Raw genomic sequence first — 22,135 nt, 5'->3', positions numbered from 1 at the left:
GGCCGTAGGGATTCAGACGCGGCGGGAGGCAGCAGTCAGATAGCAGGATTTATATTGGAGACAGGCATGACTGAATCAGTTACCCGCACGCCCCCTGAAGTTGCTGCCCTCGATATTCCGCTGGAACGGGATGTTTTCCTCCGGACGCTGATCCGGGAACTCGCAGGAACCCTGCAGGATGTCGTGGGCCTGGAGGAAGCGTCGGGCTTCGTAAGCGTCGTCGGACAGCGCGTGGGCGACCAGATCAATGAAAGTTACAAGGCCGCCCTGCACGTCTCCCAACTGTCACGACAACAGGTCAGTGACGTGCTGGTCGATCTGAAGCGTCGCATCCAGGGCACGTTCTACGTAATCGAGGAGGACGACGACAAAATTGTCTTCGGCAACCACAACTGTCCGTTCGCCGAGAAAGTCATCGGGCGCCCGGCGATGTGCATGATGACTTCGAACGTGTTCGGCGTTATCGCCGCAGAAAATCTTGACTATGCGAAAGTGACGCTTAAAGAAACGATTGCCGAAGGGCATGGTCAATGCCGGGTCGTCGTGTACCTGAAGCCGTCTGCCGAAGCAGAGTCCGCTGTCGGCCGGGAATATTTCAGGAGCTGATCCGGATTGAAGATGCCGACAGCCGTAGACGGTTTTGCCGACCTAGCCGACCTCCTTCCCGATGCCCTGATCCTTGTGGGTGCCGACGGAATAGTGCGGGCGGTTAATGAGGCTGCCTGCCGTCTTTTTGGCCGGTGCAAGACAGATCTTCGGGAAAGCATGCTGGCCGCGCTCGTGCGCGACCAGCCGGCGGCGGTGACGTCCCTCATCCGGGCCGGCTCCCGAAGCAAGGCCGCCCTTCCAGGCGGCCTGACGGTCGTGCGTCAGACCGGCGAGACGACGGCCTGCCGCTGCGAGGCGTCCGTCTTTCGCCCACGGTCCGATGAATCGCCTGCGCTGGTGCTCCTGCGGCTGACGCTGCGCGAAGCCGCGTCGAGCCGTTTCGTACTGCTCAACGAGCGGATTGAACAGCTTTCACGCGAGATCACGAGGCGCCGTGCCGCTGAGGAAGCACTGCGGGCGGCCACTGAACGCTTCAGGGTGACGCTGTCCAGCATCGGGGACGCCGTCATTGCAACCGACTCTGCGGGGCGAGTCACGTTCATGAATGCTATGGCCGAAAATATGACGGGCTGGTTGCAGGAGCAGGCACAGGGGCGGCACCTGGACGACGTGTTTGTCATCGTCAACGAAGAGACCCGCCAGAAAGTTGAAAGTCCGGTCGCCCAGGTGATACGGTTTGGTGGAACCGTCGGCCTCGCAAACCATACGGTCCTGATACGCGCGGACGGCACAGAGCTGCCGATCGACGATTCGGGCGCACCGATCCTGGATGCCCGTGGGGTGATGCTCGGCGTCGTGCTCGTTTTCCACGACATCAGCGAGCGCCACGCTCTCGAGAAGGAGATCGCCCAGAAGACGCAGCGCCTCATGGAGGCGGACCGCCGCAAGGACGAATTCCTCTCCATGCTCGCGCACGAGCTGCGCAATCCGCTCGCGCCGCTAAAGACGGGAATTCATCTCATCGAGCACAAATACGGCTCGTTAGCGGAAGTGACCCGTCTGGCGGGCATGATGAACCGTCAGATTTCCCACATGGTCCGCCTCGTTGATGACCTGCTGGACGTTTCCCGGTTGACACGCGGGGCGATTGAACTGCGAAAACATCCTTTTCCCCTTGTGGCCGCAGTGGAGCAGGCCGTTGAAATGGTCCGTCCTGGCTTCGAGGCGCGGGAACTGACCTTGTCGGTCGCCCCCGTGCCGCCGGACGTCGTCGTTGACGGCGACCTTACGCGGCTGGTGCAGGTGTTCTCAAACCTCCTGACGAACGCAGCCAAATTCACGGAGCCGGGCGGTACCGTTAGCATCTCGGGCGAATATGGCGGCGATGCAGCTCACGTGCGCGTCGTCGACACCGGCGCGGGTATCGAGCCCACCCTGTTGCCGGAGATCTTCGATCTGTTCGTGCAGGGCGAGAACACGCTTGATCGCAGTGAGGGGGGCCTTGGTATCGGTCTGACCATCGTGCGCTCCATCGTCGCATTGCATGGTGGCCTCATCACCGCCCACAGCGAGGGCCCCGGGCGCGGCAGCGAATTCCGGATCACGCTGCCGCTCTTCCGGGCAGGGAACGTTCCGGAACCGGCAGCCCCGGACTCAGCCAGCCCATCGGATGCACCCGCGTCGCTGCCGGTGCTCGTCGTTGACGACAATGTCGATGCGGCGCAGACGCTGGCTGAAATCCTGGAAATGTGGGGCCATCGGGCCCATGTTGCCCATGACGCGCAGGGAGCGCTCGATGTCATCGCTGCCGCCCGGCCACGCGTTGCGTTACTGGACATCGGCCTTCCAGGCACGAATGGCTATGAACTGGCGCGCGCCATCCGCGCGCTTCCCGACGCACACCGGATGGTCCTTGTTGCGGTCACTGGCTATGGCGACGCAACCGCCCGGCAACAGAGCGCGGAGGCGGGCTTCGATGGCCATCTTACAAAGCCAGTCGAACTCGGAATGCTGGAAACCCTCCTGGCTGCCGTCGTATCGAAGGGCGGCTAACCCTTTCTGCGCCGGATCGCTGGCGCCGGGCGCGCACAGAATCGACGTGGGGCCGCGGACGGAATCGGGTTGGAACGGCGCTTGCGGCGGGGTCCGCATAACGCGAGGTGCCAGACGGCAACGACCTTCCCTCCAGGAGACACCCGTGCCCGAAATTTACCGCCATCGTCCAGCCTGCGAGATCTGGACGGACCGTCGTAGTTGCCGCGCACCGCAGCGGCAGCGTGTACTGGTGGTTGACGACTATATTGACGGCGCTGACGCCGTTTGTGCCTACCTATGCGCAGTCGATATTGACGCACGCGTGGCCTACGGCGGCTGCGACGCGTTGCGGATCGCTGCAACATGGCACCCTCACAGTATTGTGCTGGATATCGCAATGCCAGATCTGTCGGGGCTCTCTGTTGCGACCACCCTGCGTACCATTGGCGGGCTCGGCCAGACCGTGCTTATCGCTTATACCGCGCAGGCTGAGCGCGATTACGAGCGGATTCGCGCCAGCGGCTTCGACGCGATCTGCTGCAAGCCAGCCGACCCGCCGCATCTCGTGCGATTGCTCGAGCAGTTAAGTCTGGAGGCGAGGCACTGAGACCCGTCCCAGACGGCGCGGCGTCGCTAGCCTTCGTCATTCGCCCCGGATCCGGGACCACGGAAGGAACGGGCCGTAGCCGCCTGTCCGCCCGCAGATAATCCGCCGCCGCGCCGACAGCACAATGTCTGACAGTGATACGACGTGATCAAATCGATGTATCTGCCGCCGCCGGATGCACGGGCCCGGAACAGCGTCGCCTTCTCAACGCGCTCGGCAGACGCAAAACAGATGTGTATGTCCGTCTTTTCCGGCGCGTGGTCAAGCGCGCTTCGCCGGCAACCCGGAGGGACCCCAACGAGACGCACGACATCGCCGGGGACCGATGATGTTCCCTGGCAGATCCGTGGGCCGGCTAATCGCACACCCGTGGGCCGGCTACCCGCACACCCGCGAGGGAATCAACCCTTCGGTCCGAGGCGCCATCGGTGCGAAACGCCTCGCCCAGGTCCGCGTGGCGTGTGGATTGCTTGTCGTCAAGGCACGCTGACCTGATGGAGGGGTATGGCAAATCGGCACCGACCAGGCGAAGCGGTAAAAAGAACGGCAGCATTGACAGGGTTGTTCTGCCTGGGTGAGTCTTTCGGCCTTGCGCGATCAGCAATCAGGCGGGACAACAGGCAGGCCCCATGAGAAACAATGCTCGCCGTCGGTCGGTCGTGAGGACTGGGGACCCAACGGATAGCCTGCCGGCGCCTTGCGGCATTTGCAGTCCTATCGACCTGAAGCGCACGGGAGCTTAACTCCGCGCGCGATATTCACACGCTCTTACCACAGGGGCCGAAGATGGACATCGACAGCAACCCGTCGGACAAACCAGATCCTGAGGTCGAGTCGTGGCTCGAAAAGCTCGGTCCAGGGCTGATTACCGGCGCTGCGGATGATGACCCCAGCGGAATTGCAACATACTCGCAGGCGGGCGCGCAGTTCGGTTTCAACATGCTGTGGACGGTCATCCTCACCTATCCGCTGATGGTTGCCATCCAGATTGTCAGTGCGCGACTGGGACGAGTGAGCGGTCACGGCCTGGCAACCAACATCCGGCGCCACTATCCCGCCTGGCTGCTCTACAGCTCTGTCGTCCTCCTCCTGGTCGCCAACACGATCAACATCGCGGCCGACCTCACGGCAATGGGTGCTGCAATCAATCTCGTACTCGGCGGTCCGACGCGCGTTTACACGGTCGCGCTTGCAGCGGTGTCCGTACTGCTGCAGATCTTCATTCCCTATCGCAGCTATGTGCGCGTACTGAAGTGGCTGACGCTCGCGCTGTTCGCCTATGTGGCCACGGTGTTTGTCGTCCACATTCCGTGGCAGACCGTACTGGTACGAACCTTTGTTCCGCGCCTGTCCTGGAAAAGCGATTACGCCACGACTGTCGTTGCGATACTGGGTACGACCATCAGTCCGTATCTGTTCTTCTGGCAGGCTTCGCAGGAGGTGGAAGAGATGCGCGCCGAAACAGGCCAGCGTGCGCTGAAAAAAGCCCCTGGACAAGGGCCGGCCAGCCTGCGCCGCATCCGGATGGACACCTGGATCGGGATGGGATTTTCAAACCTCGTCGCCTTTTTCATTATCCTGACGACTGCCGCGATCTTGAACGCGCACGGTGTGACTGACATACAGACGTCGGCGCAGGCAGCGGCTGCACTGAAACCCATCGCAGGCAAGTTCGCCTTTACCCTGTTCAGTCTGGGAATCGTCGGTACGGGCCTGCTTGCGTTGCCAGTGCTCGCGGGATCGGCAGCCTATGCAATGGCAGGCACGTTCAACTGGCGAAACAGTCTCGCCCTCAAACCGCAGTTGGCAAAACGGTTCTACGGCATCATCGTCCTGTCTACGCTGGTCGGTCTCGCAATCGGCTTTACAAGGATCGATCCTATCAAGGCGCTTTACTGGAGCGCGGTCATCAACGGAGTGGTTTCCGTCCCGATCATGGGACTGATCATGTTCATGGCGGTGAATCCGAAGATCATGGCCAGCTTCATCATTTCAGCGCGCCTGCGCGTGACGGGCTGGACTGCAACGACTGCGATGGCGGCGGCCACATTTGCCATGTTCTGGTTCATGCTTGCGTCCTGAACGCGCGACCGGTGCAGGCGCCACTGAAGCGTTGCTCGTCTGCCGAAGTGCCGTCCGACGACCGCTTCGGTGAGGCGACGATTCAATCCTGAAAAACACGAAACAATCAGCGGGGCTTCCTGCGGTCCGCTCGGCTTCGGGTCCACCGCGCGGTATCGCGCAGGTTAACCGCGATTTGCAGCATTGCCTTGGTGCTGAATGCACGGGACGACTGCGCCCGCACACCCTGCACCAGACCAAACGAAACGGCACCGGCACCGGCACCGGCACCGGCACCGGCACCGGCACCGGCACCGGCACCGGCACCGGCACCGGCAGCTGGATACGGAACTCGCCCGCTGTTCCCGTTTGCGTGTCAACGAATGATCGGGTTGGGCGCAGGTCTTGCGGAACTGTTGGCACGCCATCCCCATAGGGTCTTTCAGATGCAGCTTGCACAATCGTGCTGGAAACCGTGAGGCTGGACGACAGGCAAGTCGCGTCGACGCCTGCGCATGGAGCGCTACCCGCATATGCTCGTCTGCGTCGCGTCATGGCTAACACCCGGTTATCCCTGATCATGGCGGCACAACCGGACCAGGGCTGCGGCCGAGGACAATCAGTACAGGTCTCGAGCAAAGGTCACCGCAGGTGCCGAAATCGTCAGAATATCCACGGCGAGCTGGATAATTCCCAGCTTTCTCCAGGCGGTATATCTCGGGTAGCAGGTCTGCGCCGGCGGGAATATCGATGGCAGGCGATGCCACTTCTCCTCCGTCTGCTCGATCCACAGAATGGCATCGACAATGCCGCGGACGTCGCGACGAGGACGGCCGGGGCCTCGCGATGTTCGTGCGCCGGAGTCGGAAAACAGGTGTTTGACGCGTTCCCAGTCGGCGTCTGTCAGAGGAATTTCGATCACGGATTAATGGCGATAAAAAATTTCTGGCTAACTTTTGCCGGCTGACTGGTTACCGCCCTCCTGGAGGAGTGAAGTGGCATTGGCCATGTCCAGCCGCGCCCGGAATCGGGTTACGGCCCTTGCTCCCACAAAACTGGGTCACCGCGCCGCAACGACGCGCGCACCTTTGGACGATATCTCAGGTTTCTGCAGGTACAACCGTGCCCTGCACGTCGACTGTACCTTTCAGACCATTTCACAGTCAAGAGGCCGGGCGGCGGCCCATTGGAGCAAAAATTGTTGGGCCGATTTCCATGCGCCGGCATTACCTTTATGCCCAAGGAGGGCCAGCATTTAAACCTTTTCCCGCACATGGCGCCGTATACGATAATGTCGAAATAGCGGAGGTCGCGACGGCTGGACGGGGGAGCCATTCCTCGGTTGTGCATCGTCCCGTCTTCGCCGATCCCCTTCCGCCAGACTCGCGCTGCCTATGTAAGCGCGCGATTCCGCCCTCGACCCAACGGGCGCGATATTGACCATTGGAATCAACATTGATTCTGGAGCCGGCATGGCGGGCGAAGCGCCGAGGCCGACATCGCTTGCCCTTGATGGTCCGGACGCGCAGGCGCATGTTTGTTCTCAGCGATAGGCGTTAGTCAACGAAGTTAGAGAAGCAGCAAAAAGTGCAACCGAATGGTCCCGTGCGGGGCATCAGGTTTCCTTAATGTGACGTCGTTAGCATTATTAAGTGATGGCAACGTACGCTCCGGGCTCGACGTTCAGCAACGAACTGGCCGACGTGCACGGCGTCCTCACAGGGGTGCTTTTCGCATTGATTGGTCTGCATGTCGGCGCAGCGTTGTTCCATCGCTTTGTTCTGAGCGGGCAGGTGTTGCCGCGGATGTTGCCCCGAGCAGCGCCGTCGCGCCAGAGCCATGCCAATCGAAACCACAACCACTTCCGCAAGGGACGGATGGGCAAACACATTGACGACGTCCCGCTCGCGCGCCGTAGAGCTCTCGCCGCGGAACTCCTGTTGAATGGCGAAGGTATTAGCGACGTATCCAGGAAGGCCCGGCTGAGTCTTCCGACCGTGAGCAAATACAAGCACCTGATAGAACGGGGCGGACCTGAAGCCCTCGCGCGCCTTCGTATCCTCGGGAATAGCCCGCGACTGGATGATGCTTCGCAAAGCTGGCTTGTTAGCGCGATCAAGCACTCACCTGGCCTTCACGGCCATCCAGGGCCGACCTGGACCATAAGCCAACTGCGCGAACTGATCTTTCGGTGCTTCGGGGTCCAGTTTTCAGCTTCGCATGTTGGCTACCTCGTTCGGGGTTATGGCCTCGCCTACCGCCTCACTTATTCACCGTCAGAAAATCCGCCTCGTGCGACCGCTCAGAAGCCGCAAAACGACGTCTACGCCGAGCGCCGAAAGATTGCTGCAAAAATGCTTCTGGATGGAGAGAGTGCTGACCGCGTCGCAAAAGCGCTCAACATCAGCGAGCGGACGATTACGAAATACAGATCAATGGTAGTTGCCGACGGAGTTGAGGCTGTTGAACGGCTCAGGTCATCGGGGCCGGACGCGGCACTTGGCCCCGAGGCTCTTGACTGGTTACGGGCGGCATTGGAGCGTGGCCCCATGGCCCACGGATACGAGTCCGAACTCTGGAGAAACGGAGATGTTCAAAGACTGATCAAGGAGCGATTTGCGGTCCACCACTCAAGCGGACATGTCAGGAGCCTCGTCAGTAAGCTCGGACTGGAGCACAGGATGCGACCACCGAAGCAGCGCACGGAGAAGAAGCGCCTGACGATCAATGATGAAACGCTGGCGTGGATTGCCGCAACAGTCAAGGAGTCGCCGCGAGTGCACGGCATAGACGCTGATCACTGGACGAACGGCCGTTTGCGCACCGTACTTCATCGACGGGTGGGTGTCGATTATTCCCGAGGATATATCTGGGAAATTGCCACCCGCGCCGGCGTGGCAGACCTGCTTACAAGGCGGCGTAACTGATCAATTCATCCTGATACTGCTTAACGGGAACGCGTGCGTTTGTGGTGGAGCGACGCCATTTGTCGGCTGTCTGCTTTACGACAAGCTCTGACCCGACGAACCCGGCCTACAGGCGGCTGAAGTGACTCGACCTGGGGCGGTCGTCGTCTTGTCCGCATTTAGTGGCGGGAGCCCGGTCATGCCCGGGAGAACGGTGAAACCTTGTTCCGGCCGGTGGCCTTGGCGTTGTACAGCGCCTCATCAGCGGCCTTGATGACGGCGGTCACGTCGTCATCCTGCTCGGGCGCCCAGCTGGCTGTGCCAATGCTGGCTGTAACACGTCCGTATTCGCTGCCTGCATGCTCGATCGCCAGTTCGCTGATTGCCTTGCGGATCTGCTCGGCAATCTGCGCAGCGCCCGCAGGCGGAGTGTCCGGCAGCACAACCACAAACTCCTCCCCACCGTAACGCGCCGCACTATCCGCGGGCCGCCGGATGTTGCCGCCGATACAGCGTGCGACGGCGGCCAGTGCATCGTCGCCGGCCTGGTGACCGTACGTGTCGTTGTAGGCCTTGAACCGGTCGATATCAACGAATAGCAAGGAAAACATGCTGCGCGTGCGGCGGGCCCGGCGCCACTCCTGATCGAGGATTTCGCCCAGGGTTCGGCGGTTATTGAGACCCGTCAGACCGTCCGTTCTGGCGAGCAGTTGCAGTTCCGATTCCGCGCGCATCCGCCGCCGGAGCTGGGCACCCAGCAGGAACGACAGTGCGACAAACCCCAGCCCGAATGCAACCATCAGCGAGCCGATCGTCAACGTGCGCTTGCGCCAGGCCGCATAGATATCCTGCTCGGCTTCGGCCACCATGATGATCAGCGGCAGATCCGCGAAATTCCTGAACAGGTACAGGCGGCGCACGCCATCGATTGACGCAGTGTCAGAGAAGCTTCCTTCCGGCGCCGACCGGAAATACCGGAACGTGCTGGCCCTGCTGATATCGCGCCCGATGGTGCGCAGGTCATACGGCTGACGCATGATCATGATGCCGTCACTCCCGATCAGGGACACGGCCCCATGAGGTCCGAGTGACAGTCCGGCAAAGAGGGTGTGGAAATACTCGAGATTGACGGCGATCAGGACGATGCCGGCAAACGAGCCGTCCGGATGCGAAAGCCGCCGGCTCAGCGCAATGCTGGGTGAGCCGTTGCGCAGCCGCGACTGAAAGGGATCGCTGATATAGAGGCCAGCATTCGGGTTGTCGCGCTGCGCGGTGAAGTACGGGCGATCCGAGAAGTTGCCCTGGCGCGGCACGTCGCTGGCGGAGTCAACAACGATGTTGCCCGATGCGTCCAGCACCAGCATCGAGCCCAGGTATTTGGCGGTCGCCGCCCGATCGAACAGCACCTGCCGGCGCAGGCGCGGCGGTAGCGCCAGCACGTCAGGATCGCGCATCCCGTCAACGACCGCCTGCAGGGATAGCGCGTACAGCTCGAAATTGCGCTCGATGTCCCGCTCGGCGATCAGCGCGAGGTTGCCCGACGTTTCACGGGCACGGTCCATGGCGTCGACGCGTCCCTGATACAGTACCGTCGCACATAAGGAGATCATGACCAGCGCGACGAGCATCCCGCCACAAATAATCACCAGTGGCGCCAGCTGACCGCGCCACAGCCGGTCGGCGAAGGAGAGAAGCCTTCGGAGGGGGGGTGTTACGGTCTCCACCATACTTTCGAAGCCTTCATGAAAATCGGGCGGCATGTCCGCGATGCAGACCGGGGCGGAAAGTCTTGCGCCGATCCGCAGGCGCTGAGCGGCCATTCCAGATTCGGCCACTGGAAGCGCCGGAAATTTTAACGGAACACCACTGTCTTGTCGGCAATTTATCTGCTTTCTTGAACCGCATCGGCACCCGTGGGGAGCACCACAGGTGATGTCGTGCTTTGCCTCATCACTCTGCTACCCAGGGTCATCTCAAGATCCAGGTTTCGGGGGCTTCAGTATCCACCCGATGAAAGCGGATGGACCGTCCCTGCATTTCCGCTTCTTGAGTTGCCCCCTAAACTGGCAGATATGACAACGCGTCACCCTTTCCGCATGATGATGTGGTATCGGCTCGCGGCCTCGCCTTCCGATGACGGCAATCTGTCGGGCATCGGGACCGAACCTTACGCAGCCCCGGTACGCCGCTCCAGTTCCGCTGTCGTGCGCTCCAGCTCCTGCACGATCATCGCCTCATCGGGCAACACCGTCTGGTATTCCGCCGCAAGAATCGTGTTCGGCAGGTTGTCCAGCGCGTAGTGTGCTTCGGCTGCACCTTTTTCGGCGCACAGGATCAGACCGACAGGTGGATTCTCCCCAGGCTTCATCCAGTGCTCGCGCGCGTAGTTCAGATAGAGATGCATCTGCCCGGCGTCCGCATAGCTGAAGCGACCGACCTTGAGATCGATGATGACCAGGCATCTCAGACGTCGATGGAAAAACACCAGATCGACCCTGAACCACGTGTCGTCGATTCTCAGGCGGCGCTGCCGGCCGACGAAAGCGAAGTCGTCGCCGAGCTCCAGCAGGAAATCCGCCAGATGCCGGATCAGCGCCTCCTCAAGATCCGACTCCGAGTACTCGTCCTTGATGTCGAGAAACTCGAGGACGAACGGGTCGCGAATCGCCTCCTCCGGCGTGAGGAGATCACCCGGCTGGGCATCAGCGGCTTTCCTGAGCAGGGCCGCCTTGTTGCGCGACAGCGCCAGCCGCTCGTAAAGCTGGCTACCGATCTGGCGGTCGAGCTGGCGCACCGACCAGCCTTCGCGCAACGCCTCTGTTTCATAGAAAGCGCGCGCGGCCGCCGTCTTCACTGAAAGCAGGCGCACATAGGCGGACCACGGCAACGTAAAACGGGAGGCGAGCGCCATGTAATCGGGCGCTGTTGCCGTGGCGTCGGCAACGTCTTTCGCCGGCAGCGATTTTCCAGACAGGGTCTGGACATTTCCGGCAGCTGCCGATTTTCCAGACACTGTCTGGAAAATCTCCTCCGCCGGCCAGGCGGAATAAAACGCGCGCATGCTGGCCAGATTCGCCCGGCCGAATCCGCGTCCGAAACGGCGCGTCAGGTCGTCAGCGAGCCGGGCGACCAGCGCCTGTCCGTAGCCGGCGCGCGCCTGCCCGCCTTGCTCGCTGGCGACGATCCGCCGCCCGATCTCCCAGTAGGCGGCGGTCATCACGGCATTGACGTTGCGTGCCGCCGTGCGTCGCGCCGATTCGACGACACTGACCACTTCCTTGTGCAGCCCGGCGTAGTCGCCGGGCGCGATTGCCATCTTCGTCATGACGCGTTGACGGCATCCTTGAACGCCTTGCCCGCCGTGAACTTGACGGTCTTCGCCGCGGGAATCTGGATTTCGGCGCCGGTCGCCGGATTGCGGCCGAGCCGTGCGGCGCGCGCACCCGTGGAAAATGAGCCGAAGCCGATCAGCTGGACGGTATCGCCCTTCGTCACCGCGCCCGTGATCGCAGCGATCACTGCGTCGATCATCTCGCCCGTCACGGCCTTGCTTTCATCGGTTAGCGCCGCGACTGCATCCACCAGTTCCTGCTTGTTCATTGCCGCCTCCTCGTTGTGTTTGGATGTCGCCCACCCTACCCGATCGGCGCGCCTTCGCGCAATCACGACCGGCGGGTGGTCCGGTTCTGCGGCAACCGGATCCACTTCAGGTGCATTGACTTCGCCACGCGCCGTCAGGGTCGGTCAGAAGCGCCCTGGCACGGCAGATCAATCGCGAACCTATCGCCCGTCATCGGGCGACGACCGGAAAGCGCCACGCAGAAAAATCGTCACATCTGATAACAGCTATTATCAGGTGTGAAGGTTTTACTCGTCAGATTTCCGGTGCTCCGCTACACTTCCTCGAAAGCCACGCCCGGCAAGCGATTGCGCCGGATGTCCATTCGCAGTTTCGCGACGACCGACAACGGGGAAGGAAAAATGAGCGCGATGCTCTACGAACTGACGGCCCACGCTGCCCGCATTTGCCTGCCCGTGCCCGTGCCGGCGGCCGCACCCGGGGGCTGGCTCGAACCGCTCATCCGCCATATCGATCACTGGCAGACGCTCGCCGGGAACGGCATCGGCGGCCTGATGGGCATCGCCGGCGCCCTGATCGTTGCGGTCATGGTGCGTAGCCGCGAGCAGCGCATCGCAGCCGGCATGGTCTTACCTGACGTGCAGCAGCTTGCGGCCGCCGGCGGAGGCATGGCGCACTGGCTGGGCTCCCAGCCCAACCTGGCCGATGCGTATCGCCACAACGCAGCCATCAACCGGCTACGTGAGTCGCGCCGGCCGCTCATGCTCGCGCTGCACGGCCCCGTGATCGGCCAGCTCTCGGACATCGACGCGCGCCTGTACAGCCACCTGTTCCAATGCGAAATGGTTCACCGGGCATTCGAAGACGGAATCGCAGCCCAGCAAGCGACGTTTGCTGCCCTCCTGAACGCCCCGTTCGACCAGTCGCCGAAGGTCACCAGGACCGCCCCGGGCGATCTACAGCTCTTCGACGACTGGCTCCTGTGCGTCGAGCACGCGACGCTGGCCGCCTACTTTCTTGACCGCTTCGTGTTTTCGCGCTGGCCGCGCTGGGTGCACCGCCTGAGGATGAAGCTGCACCCCAATGCCCTCGATCGGCGCTCTGCCCGCCTGATTACGACCGGTGAACTGCTCGTGCAGCCGCCGCCCGCCGGTGCGACGACGCCGGCGCAAGCCTGACGCCGGACCGAGCATGAAATCTCGCACGCCCCGTCTGACGCGGCAGCACTTTGCGCTTTACCGTGGCTACCTCGAAGGGGCAACTTTCGAGGGGCTGCATACCGTTTATGGGGAACCGGGCACCGACGTGCGGGTCACGCGGCGGCTGGTCACCACGCTCCGCGACACGCTCGCTGTTGCTGCACGCCGCGCGCGCGATATCGAGGCGGCTCACCTGCTGCGCCTGCGACCCGGCAGCATCCCGCTCGCCGAGCTGCACGGCCGCGACGACGTGCCGACACTCGAGGTCTACCGCGCGCAGGTGGATCCGGACGGGGTCTACGGCGAAGCGGAGCTCCTCGCGCTGTATCGGGGGGATTTTCCGCCGCCGCCCTCGCCGACTCTCGACCGTAAACTCGCCCGCAACGCGCGCCTGCGCCAGCGCCAGGCCGCCGCGCTCGCCCGCATGGAACAGGCGCTCGTTCAGGAGCCGGCGCCGGATCACCCGGTCGACGGCTGGTTCGAGCCCGCGGTGGCCGAGCGCCTGGCCGCCGCGGGCCTGTCAACCCTGGCGGACCTGCTCGCGCTGATCGGGCGACGCGGACACCGGTGGTACGCGGGCGTGCCACGCCTGGGGCCGAAGGGCGCGCAGCGCATCCTGAGCTGGCTGTCGCTGCACGCGGCATCGCTACAGGAACTCTCGCCGCGGGCGCTCATCCCGCGCCGGCAGCTCACCCCCGACCACCCTGCCCTTGCCCACGCGGGCGGCGCCGGCACGCGCCCGGGCGTCCCCGACGTGGTGCCGCTCGAGGCGCTGCAGGAGTTTCGCCTGCCCACCGGGCTCGACGGCTCGCAGGGCCTGAACCGCGCCCCGCTCCCCCGCCATCAGGCGACCGTCAATACGGACCTGAAGGCCATCCACGCGTGGCTGGCCACCTACCGGGCCAGCCCCCACACCGCCCGCGCCTACCGGCGGGAGGCGGAGCGCCTGCTGCTGTGGGCGATCGTCGCCCGGGGCAAACCATTGTCCTCGCTGAACACCCTGGACTGTACCGAATACGTCGACCAGTTCCTGGCCGACCCGGAGCCCGCCGCGCGCTGGATCGGCCGCGGCCGCGTCGAGCGTTTCCACCCCGACTGGCGCCCGTTCGCCGGCGGCCTGTCGGCCCGCAGCCGCGAAACCGCGCGCCTGATCCTGCGCTCGATGTGCAGCTGGCTCGTCGGCCAGCAGTATCTGGCCGCGAACCCGTTCGGCGGCCTGCGGCCCGTCGCGGCACCGGCCGCCATCGACGTGGCCGGCCGCACCCTCACGCACGCGCAGTGGCGGTTCGTGCTGCAGGCCAGCAGCCGCACGCGCTACAGCGTGGCTGAAGTGCGTGACCGGTTCGCGCTGCTGCTCGCCTACGCCACCGGACTGCGCCGCGCGGAGCTGGCCGCCGCGACCACCGGGGCGCTCACCCGCAAGGGACTGGACGGCACGCTCGACGACGCCTGGCAGCTCACGGTCTGGGGCAAAGGCGGTGTTGTGCGCACAGTACCGCTCCCCCATGCGCTGATGGGGATGCTGAGGGAGAGTCTCACCGCGCGCGGCCTGCCGGCCGATCCCCAAGCCAGTCCGCCTGGCACGCCGCTCGTATGGCACGCGCGCACGGGCGCGGCGCTCAGCGCGGACGGCCTGGGTCAGGTCTATAAGGGGATTTTCCGGCGCGCAGCGGCGCAGCTGGATGCGCGCTACGAAGGTGCCGCCCGGGATTTGCAGAGGGCCAGCACGCACTGGCTGCGGCACACCCACTCCAATCACGCGCTCGACGCCGGCGCGGATCTGCGTGACGTGCAGGCCAATCTCGGCCACGCCAGCCTCCAGACGACCACGGTCTATGTGAAAACCGACAACGCACGACGGTTCCGCGCGATGGATGCGTTCTTTACGGAAGCATTGCGGACAACACGCGAGTAGCAGGTCAAAAAGTCAGGTTTGACCCCTTTCCGCTCTAAACTCCTCGCGTAAATTCTCAGCATTTCACGCCTAATCCAGGCGCGACGCGCCTCTCCGGCCTACTGTCCCCGAAAAAGTTAACTTGCGTTTACTACGCCAGGCCGCTAATCTCCACATCAATTCGACCGTGGCGGTCCAATATTGCCCAATCGGTCCAATCACCGCGAACGGTAAAAAACCAAATGGACATGAATCTCGCTCATCCCGGAAAGACGACCGCCGACGACCTTATGCGCCTCGCACAGCTCTCTGATGTGATGCTCCAGAAGATTCGGGATGAGATGCTCGAGCCGTTTCCGCGCAAAGAGCCGCCGCTGATTACTTCCGTGCGGGTTCAGGAAATGTGCGGAATCGATAAGCAGCGGATGGCCTACGTGCTGAAAAAGGGCGAACTGCCGGAGGGCAGCCAGAGTCGACCCGGCGCTCCTCGTTCCTTCACCGTTGCCGAGACCATCCAGTGGATCAAGGCTGAACTGAAGCCCACCGAACGTCAAGGGCCGGGCAAGGTTTTGTCCGTCGCCAACTTCAAGGGGGGCGTAACGAAGACCACTACGTCTACCCTCCTCGCCCAAGGCCTCTCGATGAGAAGAGGTCGCCGTGTGCTGCACATCGACCTTGATCCGCAGGGCAGCGCGACCACGCTTTACGGTATCAATCCACACGCCGAGGTCGACTCGTCACAGACAATCATGCCTCTCATCGAGGCGTATCTCGATGATCGGCCTTTTGACATGCGGACACTTCCGGCACCGACGTATTGGCCGAATCTGGACATCATCCCGTCGTCGACCGAGCTCTTTAACGCCGAATTCATGCTGCCTGCACGAGCCTCAGGGTCGGATCACGGGGTTCGGTTCGAGCAGGTTCTTCACGACGGATTAGCCAGCCTCAAGGATGAGTACGACTACATCATCATCGATACCGCACCGACTCTGAGCTATCTGACGATCAATGCGGTGTTCGCATCCGATGGCGTGATCGTCCCGGTGGTGCCCGACATGCTGTCTTTCGCCTCGATGGTCCAGTTCTGGCACCTTTTCGCCGACCTTATCAATGGCATGAAGGCCTTTGGTGACGAGCGCACCAAGGAGTTTGACTTCGTCGATGTTCTCGTTACGAGATCAACTCCGAAGGCGGCCGCACAGGTTTTGCAGGCCTGGATTTCCCAAATTTATGGCTCTCGCGTGATCCCTGTGGAAATCCCCGAGACCGATTTAGCACGCAATACAAACATGCGTTTTTCAACGATTTACGACCTTGCCAGCTACGAAGGAGGCGCCGAGACGCTTCGCCGCATCCGTAACCCGGTCGACCAGTTAGTGGACCGTGTCGACGACAAAGTTAGCGCCATGTGGTCGAGAGGAGTCTGAGAATGTCCTGGATAAAGGATCAAGCAAAGAAGGCCGCGAACATCCAGTTGACCGAAGCTGATCAGGCACGCGCGATTGCCACCACGCCTGGCACGCCACGGACCGCCCCGGGACAACTTATGCATCTGCAGGCAACCGCCGCCGCTCAACGTGAAGAGATCGAGCGTCTAAAGGCAGCGCTTCAAGGCGCAGCAAAGGTAAAACTTCCGGTCTCGAAACTACACGAGGTCCCGGGGAGACGCAGAAAGCTGACCGACGAGCAGTACGGCGAATTGAAGGCGAATCTGCAAAGCTACCCATTGTCTACCCCCGTCAGCGTCGAACTACGCCCTGATGGCGATTGGGACATCGTAGCCGGCAATAACCGGGTTGCCATCTATCGCGAACTGGATAGGGATGAAATTGAGGCGACGGTGCTCGACATCGATCCTTCTCAGGTCGAAAAAGTCGCGTTCTTTTCCAACCTGCTCTCTCCGTCACTATCGGACTTCGAAAAGTACTGGAATTTCAAAAGACTCCAGGATGGCACCGAACTGACCCGGCAGGACCTCGCTGAGGCAGCGGGGCTCGCCAAGTCCCACATGAGCCGGATCTTTGCTTTCGAGGGGCTTCCCGATGAGGCGAAGGAGATTCTTTCTGCAAGGCCCGAGCGACTCGGTAGTCACGCGGCAGCAAAGCTTGCAAAAGCAGCGGGGGCAGGGAAAGTGGTAGCCGTCGTTGCCGCGGTTCGTCGCCTTGTTGAAGACGGCGAGTTCACCCAAGAGAACGCAGTCAAATTGGCCACTGCGAAAGAGACGACCGCCGCGCCTAGCTATGCGGAGCCACTTGTTGTGAAGGTTGGAAAGAAGCGCTTTTGCGAGATAACCGCCCGTAAAGGCGTAATCGGCGTCAAATTGGCAGTCGAGGTTGAGCAGGCTGATGTCTGGGCCAAGGAGATTCAGGGGTTCATTGAATCTAGGCTGAAACAGCGCGAGTAGGGCGGTTCCCAATGGGAACTCGTTTCCAATCAGCAACTTAGCCAACTGGCAAAGCGGAGTGACTACTGTGACTGCTGCGGTTCCCTTTGGGAACTTCTTAAAAAACAAGCACTTACGACCAACGAACAAACTTGGAGCCTTGGATGGCACATAAACAAGCGCTGTAAAGACAAAAGCCTTCGGCTGGAACCGAAGGCTTTTGAATATTGGGCTTGCTGTCGCTCGCCCTTGCGCTGCACTTCCCCGACGGCTAATCGGGTAAGGACTCAACACCTCGAAGTGTAGCGAAAAGCGAACGACAGTCAAGTATCCACAATCCATTTTTCCAAATGGACGGGTAGTTATGTCTATCGCGCAACGCTTCGTTGCCTGCGAGGGTGACGTTCATCCTCTAGCAACAGAAACATCCGCAGCAGAGAACGATTCGCAAGCCCACGTCGAGTACTCCTGCGACGCCACCAATCTGCCCTGGGTGATCTTCCGGGCAGCGCATCGTGCGGCGAACCTGCAGGGTCTGCCAGCACGTTCCCGCGCCGTGCTTGCCGCCCTCGCGCGTACTGTCGACGCAAGTCGCCCCTACGCCGCGATCTTTGCGCGACGTGAATTGCTCACCGGCCGCGCCATGCAGTCCATGCGAACCTTCTATCGCAGCCTTGACGACCTGCAGGCAGCCGGCCTCATCCAACGGGCACCGCAGAAACGCTATGGGGAAGCAGGCCTGTTCGGCCGCGCCTATCTACACCTGACGGAGCGGGCAGCCCAGCTCCTCGGACTCGCTGCACCCGTTCAACCGGTTATCGAATCCAACGCAGGAATGCGTGCCGAGGCATCCGCGGCCGTTCCTTCGAACCCTCCGTCTGCCAGCGTGGCAGACGGAGCTATATATAAGGATCTTTCCCCTGGTTCTTTTCAAAAGAGACAACCGGGCCAGCTCCCTAGCGATCTTCAGCGCCTGCGGTCCCTGGGTTTTCGAGAATTCCTGATTTTCAAACTCATGAAAGAAGCTCGTCAGCACGGCAAGCTTCTTTCCGATGTCGTTGAAGCCACATGGCAGCATCTGAAGCGAGCCAACCGCCCAATTTGCTATCTCCGATCTCTGCTCGGCAGCACCACTGATTTCCGGTATCAGGTCCAGACGAAACGGGCAGCAGCCGACAATGCAAGACGCGAACAGCTCGAGGCCACGGTCGTGAAAGAGACCTTGATGCGCTGCGCGGGCAGCGTGTTCTTTGATGGCAATGGCGAGCGCCGGATTGTGGTAGGGGAGAGTGGCGAATCGATGACCGTTCACGACTTCCGTGAGGCAACCCCGCGGGTCGCCGCCGGGGCATGGGAACCGGCTTTTGTCGGCGCGCTTGAGGCTGGCAGAATCCGCTCTGCGACCCCGGACGACGAAGAACGCTTCGCCGCTTGCCGCCACGCCCAAATGAGTCAGCGCCCGCCGCTCGTCGCTGCCGCTACCCAGGCGTTGCCCACACGCGAGTTGACGGCGCACGTCGGTGCCCATCTCGCCCAGCTCAAAAACGTCCTCAGAGCAGCAAGGCCAGGACTGTCTCCGAGCTGAGCGGCGCTGGACTAGTTGATGGCCGCAGGCGATACAGCACGGCCAAGCAGAGCGATGAGTTAGCCCACGCCGTATCATGTAGCTTCGATGGCCAAGAGAACCGTCCGTACTATGCGCATAGGCTCACAGCCTGACACGGTCGGATTCAAGTCATTGCCAGATCTGCACGCAGCGAGTAGGATTAAATCCTATCGAATTATAGGGGGCCGTCATGCGCACCACCCAGCAGTTGAGCATTACGTTACCGAAGGAGATGGCCGAGCTCGTTCGCGCGAAGGTCGCGAGCGGCGAATACGCGTCCGAAAGCGAGGTGATCCGGGACGGGCTGCGCACGCTCGCCGCGCGAGATCGTGCTGTGGAGGCCTGGCTGCAGGATCAGGTCTTGCCGGCGGCCGCCGCGCTGGAAGCCGATCCCGGGCGCGCGCTGACGGTCGAAGAGGTACGCGCACATCTACGCCGCAAACGCGGCGTCACAAACCCGGCATGACGTACCGTGTGCAGTTTGCCCCTGAGGCGAGAGACCAGCTTGATGCGATCGAGACATACATCGCCGCGGCCGGCGCACCTGAGACGGCTGCGCGCTACGTCGACGCGATCGTAACATTCTGCGTCGCGCTGGCCAGCTTCCCGGAGCGAGGCGTGCCTCGTGATGATCTGCTCGCGGGCCTCCGAGTGACGCATTACCGCAAGCGTGCCGTGATCGCGTACCGGGTGACTGGCGATACAGTATCCGTTCTCGGCGTTTACTACGGTGGCCAAGACTATGATGCGCGGTTCCTGGAGGAACCCGACGAACACTGACTGATGGCTGATTGTGGCCAACCAATCCAGCATCTGCCGCAGCGATCGCTCAAGATATTTCGGCGGACTGACTTAGCTGCACTGAGCGAACGGGGGGTAGGGCGTTTCAGTGTCGGCGAGTTGCGCTAGCGTTGGAGAGGTTGATGTCCTGTCCGGAATCGCATCGTTCGATCATGCGCAGGCGCCGGGTGGATGCAACAGATCCCGAAGGAACCGTTTCTCTCATACCCGGAAAGAAAAGCCGCACGGCGGGAGCCACGCTATCTATCGCTGCGCCGCCGCACGAAGACGCTGTTTCTGTCAATGCCTCGCGCAGATGCCGACGCACTGATTCTGAACTACCGTATCGCGCTCGAGGCGGCGAAGAGTGGCCATGCCGTACTGATACGGCGCCTGTTCACAATGGTATTGCTCACCCGCTTTCTCACAGAGGCCGGCCACGGGTCGCTTGAGCGTGTCGCGGTGGAGGAGGGTGAGAGCGTGATCGTGGAAATAGCTGGTCGCGGCACAGAGACTGGCAACTGGACGTGCAGTCGTCTGGCGATCGAGCTTCTGGTACGGATCACTAACGAACACGATAGGCAGCTACAGCAGACACGACTTGAAGTGCTGATCGACGCGAGCAATCGCCCGGACAGATTCCTCGACAGGCAGCGTTTGTCTCCTAGCTGAAGTCTGTCCAGACCCACACCAAACAAGAGCTCGCTGTAGGGTTCTGCGTTCTCCTCAATCGGCACTGTCGTATTCGGCATCCGTCGGCCAGTCGATGCCATCCAGGGCCCGAAGTGACTCCTGGATGTAAGCCTGCGCCAGGAGTAATTTGTCGCGCAGTTCGTAACGGTTGTGATGAATGCCATAGCCATTCGTGCTTACCGAGCCAGACAAGGCGGTGTACGCATCTTGCCAGGCCTTTTCGGCGGCCTCGCACCTCTTTATGGCAGCATTTACCTTAGCCTTCGCGTCTTGCTTCGTGGTCATGTCGTATCCTTGTCTGCGTTCAGAAGGCCAAAAGCGATCGCCCCACTGGGAAGCGGGATTAGGCTCAGTGCAAGTGGTAAGGGCGTAATCGAAAACGCCATAGCCTAAGCACACATTCAATTCTCATTCTGCGGCTGCGCCGAGGTCGTACGCATGTCTGACGCGTCGACTTCCCAGATAATCCCGTGCCCAGCTGCGTGACACAGCAGCGCCCATGCAGAATACGGAATCTCGTTCTCCTGGCTAGTCCAGCGCCGGATGTGCCGGCCGCTCTTGTCCTTTAAACCAAGAAAGGCGGCGGCGGCCCGATCGGTAAGCCCAGCCTGACGCAGGATTTCCTGTATCTCCGCACCGGTCGGAACCGCCCAATAGATACCAGGTTGAAAACATTCGCGTCTGATCGCGAGATAAGTATCTTTCACCGTCATTCCAGATCCATGTAGTTAGTCCCCACGGCTGCGCCGCGGGGAATTCACGCGCCCGCCGGGCGCTTGACGACCCCGACCAGCGGTGCACTTGCGCCCGAGCCGGATCGTCCCGGCGCTACTGCGCCGCGCCGGCGCGCACCCCACGCCTACCGGCGCGGGTCCCCAGGCGCCTCGATCCGGGCGCGCGGCGCGCGCGATACATCCGTGATTATCGCGGATCTGGCTTGCAGAAAGGAGGGGCGGCCTCGCTTCACACACAGTTCAGGCGGCGGCCGGCGCTGCGTGGCGTCACTCACGCACCTCATAACGGTAGTTCCCGCTGGTTGAGCGCGATATTAACCGCGTCTACCTGCTCAGCGGAAAGCCGGGATACATCGATGACCTGCATGCGTTCATAGATCATCTGGCCGTAGATGTCGGCCAGCAGACGGGCCTTCCTGCACAGTGCACCATCTTCGCCAGAAGCCTGGCGTGCACACCAATAGTTGATCGCCTGCTCGATCTCGGCGACGGTCAGAAAAGTCTTCATAAAGAGCCTCCAAATCAATACATCGGACTCCGGCACTGACTTCGCGCAGGAGTCCGGTTGTCGGTAATCAGCCAGGCAACATCACGTCATACAGGCTATCGCGCACGATCGACATTTCGGCGGCCGGGAACCGGGCGATGCTGCAGATAAATTCGAACGGTCCGGTATAAGGCCGCATCTCAAGAATGGTCTGGTTGCCGAACCACGTGCGCAGCACATCGCCGCTCACCAGTTCGGCACCACGTCTGCAGACGATCCTCATCCAACGCTCTCCAGCCGTTCCACAGCCATCGTGAGCGGGGTGCTCGGCGGCACGCGTTCAATCTCCGCGAGTGCGCGACGCGCGATCGCGCGAAGCTCGTCGCGATGCATCTCGACTGCATTGCCGTCACGGTCGCGCATGTTAGCAATGCGCTCCAGCGCAACGGCTGCATTTGCCGCCGCATCCGCCGACAGGGCCATCCGGAAAAGCTCGCTGCGCGCGATGGAGCGGTCGCCATACTGCCAGACGGCGAGCAGGGGCAGCAGGGAAGTCAGCCATGAAGGACGCATGTTCAGGGTATCCATTTGCATTGTCTCCAGCACGACCCGGCCCGCC

General features: G+C 61.9%; 22 protein-coding genes. 13 read left to right on the top strand and 9 right to left on the bottom strand.

What is annotated here, in order from left to right:
- The first annotated feature begins 66 nt into the window (after positions 1–66).
- The 4 genes from PQQ52_RS19875 to PQQ52_RS19860 all read left to right on the top strand — a co-directional run bounded on the left by PQQ52_RS19875 (position 67) and on the right by PQQ52_RS19860 (position 5,272).
- Positions 67–606, top strand: a complete 540-nt coding sequence (locus PQQ52_RS19875; protein ID WP_408214787.1) for a methanogen output domain 1-containing protein — start codon at positions 67–69, stop codon at positions 604–606.
- Between the two features lie 12 nt (positions 607–618).
- A complete protein-coding gene (locus tag PQQ52_RS19870; RefSeq protein WP_408214922.1) occupies positions 619–2,601 on the top strand; it encodes a PAS domain-containing hybrid sensor histidine kinase/response regulator in 1,983 nt (660 codons plus the stop codon).
- A 145-nt stretch (positions 2,602–2,746) separates the two neighbouring features.
- A complete protein-coding gene (locus PQQ52_RS19865) occupies positions 2,747–3,190 on the top strand; it encodes a response regulator (RefSeq protein ID WP_408214784.1) in 444 nt (147 codons plus the stop codon).
- 786 nt (positions 3,191–3,976) lie between these two features.
- Positions 3,977–5,272, top strand: a complete 1,296-nt coding sequence (locus PQQ52_RS19860; RefSeq protein ID WP_408214781.1) for an NRAMP family divalent metal transporter — start codon at positions 3,977–3,979, stop codon at positions 5,270–5,272.
- Positions 5,273–5,870: 598 nt separating this feature from the next.
- Here the strand turns inward: PQQ52_RS19860 and PQQ52_RS19855 are convergent.
- Complete coding sequence (locus PQQ52_RS19855) at positions 5,871–6,173, bottom strand: transposase (protein WP_408214779.1); 303 nt, start codon at positions 6,171–6,173, stop codon at positions 5,871–5,873.
- A gap of 733 nt (positions 6,174–6,906) precedes the next feature.
- Between PQQ52_RS19855 and PQQ52_RS19850 the strand changes: the two genes are divergently transcribed.
- Positions 6,907–8,178, top strand: coding sequence for a helix-turn-helix domain-containing protein (locus PQQ52_RS19850; protein ID WP_408214776.1), 1,272 nt, complete (start codon positions 6,907–6,909; stop codon positions 8,176–8,178).
- 176 nt (positions 8,179–8,354) lie between these two features.
- Here the strand turns inward: PQQ52_RS19850 and PQQ52_RS19845 are convergent, their stop codons facing one another.
- From PQQ52_RS19845 to PQQ52_RS19835, 3 genes are all read right to left on the bottom strand, one after another.
- The gene (locus PQQ52_RS19845) at positions 8,355–9,785 is read right to left on the bottom strand and encodes a sensor domain-containing diguanylate cyclase (RefSeq protein WP_408214920.1); all 1,431 of its coding nucleotides are present in this window, start codon (positions 9,783–9,785) and stop codon (positions 8,355–8,357) included.
- Positions 9,786–10,324: 539 nt separating this feature from the next.
- Positions 10,325–11,482 (bottom strand): PDDEXK nuclease domain-containing protein, encoded by a 1,158-nt coding sequence (locus PQQ52_RS19840; RefSeq protein WP_408214773.1) that lies wholly within the window; start codon positions 11,480–11,482, stop codon positions 10,325–10,327.
- Positions 11,479–11,757: an HU family DNA-binding protein gene (locus PQQ52_RS19835; protein ID WP_408214771.1), complete on the bottom strand. Its 279-nt coding sequence runs from the start codon at positions 11,755–11,757 to the stop codon at positions 11,479–11,481. Before PQQ52_RS19835 ends, PQQ52_RS19840 begins: the two co-directional genes overlap by 4 nt.
- 336 nt (positions 11,758–12,093) lie before the next feature.
- On the opposite strand from PQQ52_RS19835, the gene PQQ52_RS19830 reads away from it, so the two are divergent.
- From PQQ52_RS19830 to PQQ52_RS19795, 8 genes are all read left to right on the top strand, one after another.
- Positions 12,094–12,915: a hypothetical protein gene (locus tag PQQ52_RS19830; protein ID WP_408214768.1), complete on the top strand. Its 822-nt coding sequence runs from the start codon at positions 12,094–12,096 to the stop codon at positions 12,913–12,915.
- A gap of 13 nt (positions 12,916–12,928) precedes the next feature.
- Complete coding sequence (locus PQQ52_RS19825) at positions 12,929–14,851, top strand: site-specific integrase (RefSeq protein WP_408214765.1); 1,923 nt, start codon at positions 12,929–12,931, stop codon at positions 14,849–14,851.
- Positions 14,852–15,078: 227 nt separating this feature from the next.
- Positions 15,079–16,260, top strand: coding sequence for an AAA family ATPase (locus PQQ52_RS19820; RefSeq protein ID WP_408214762.1), 1,182 nt, complete (start codon positions 15,079–15,081; stop codon positions 16,258–16,260).
- A gap of 2 nt (positions 16,261–16,262) precedes the next feature.
- A complete protein-coding gene (locus PQQ52_RS19815) occupies positions 16,263–17,237 on the top strand; it encodes a ParB/RepB/Spo0J family partition protein (protein ID WP_408214759.1) in 975 nt (324 codons plus the stop codon).
- A 343-nt stretch (positions 17,238–17,580) separates the two neighbouring features.
- Complete coding sequence (locus PQQ52_RS19810) at positions 17,581–18,801, top strand: Replication protein O (RefSeq protein WP_408214756.1); 1,221 nt, start codon at positions 17,581–17,583, stop codon at positions 18,799–18,801.
- Between the two features lie 211 nt (positions 18,802–19,012).
- On the top strand, positions 19,013–19,288 hold the full coding sequence (locus tag PQQ52_RS19805; protein WP_408214749.1) for a type II toxin-antitoxin system ParD family antitoxin: 276 nt from the start codon (positions 19,013–19,015) through the stop codon (positions 19,286–19,288).
- Positions 19,285–19,602 (top strand): type II toxin-antitoxin system RelE/ParE family toxin, encoded by a 318-nt coding sequence (locus tag PQQ52_RS19800; RefSeq protein ID WP_408214746.1) that lies wholly within the window; start codon positions 19,285–19,287, stop codon positions 19,600–19,602. Before PQQ52_RS19805 ends, PQQ52_RS19800 begins: the two co-directional genes overlap by 4 nt.
- 192 nt (positions 19,603–19,794) lie before the next feature.
- Positions 19,795–20,274, top strand: a complete 480-nt coding sequence (locus PQQ52_RS19795; RefSeq protein ID WP_408214743.1) for a hypothetical protein — start codon at positions 19,795–19,797, stop codon at positions 20,272–20,274.
- A 54-nt stretch (positions 20,275–20,328) separates the two neighbouring features.
- Here PQQ52_RS19795 and PQQ52_RS19790 read toward each other — a convergent pair whose 3' ends face one another.
- From PQQ52_RS19790 to PQQ52_RS19770, 5 genes are all read right to left on the bottom strand, one after another.
- Positions 20,329–20,580 carry a hypothetical protein gene (locus PQQ52_RS19790; RefSeq protein WP_408214740.1) on the bottom strand — a complete coding sequence of 84 codons (252 nt, stop codon included), beginning with the start codon at positions 20,578–20,580 and terminating at the stop codon, positions 20,329–20,331.
- A 116-nt stretch (positions 20,581–20,696) separates the two neighbouring features.
- Positions 20,697–21,008 (bottom strand): XRE family transcriptional regulator, encoded by a 312-nt coding sequence (locus PQQ52_RS19785; RefSeq protein ID WP_408214738.1) that lies wholly within the window; start codon positions 21,006–21,008, stop codon positions 20,697–20,699.
- Between the two features lie 301 nt (positions 21,009–21,309).
- Complete coding sequence (locus PQQ52_RS19780; protein ID WP_408214735.1) at positions 21,310–21,537, bottom strand: DUF3717 domain-containing protein; 228 nt, start codon at positions 21,535–21,537, stop codon at positions 21,310–21,312.
- Between the two features lie 67 nt (positions 21,538–21,604).
- On the bottom strand, positions 21,605–21,799 hold the full coding sequence (locus PQQ52_RS19775) for a hypothetical protein (RefSeq protein WP_408214732.1): 195 nt from the start codon (positions 21,797–21,799) through the stop codon (positions 21,605–21,607).
- A complete protein-coding gene (locus tag PQQ52_RS19770) occupies positions 21,796–22,104 on the bottom strand; it encodes a hypothetical protein (protein ID WP_408214730.1) in 309 nt (102 codons plus the stop codon). Before PQQ52_RS19770 ends, PQQ52_RS19775 begins: the two co-directional genes overlap by 4 nt.
- Between the last annotated feature and the right edge of the window lie 31 nt (positions 22,105–22,135).

It is taken from the genome of Paraburkholderia sediminicola, assembly GCF_046030555.1.
Classification (GTDB): domain Bacteria; phylum Pseudomonadota; class Gammaproteobacteria; order Burkholderiales; family Burkholderiaceae; genus Paraburkholderia; species Paraburkholderia sediminicola_E.
This window is presented reverse-complemented; position numbering and strand designations above follow the sequence as displayed.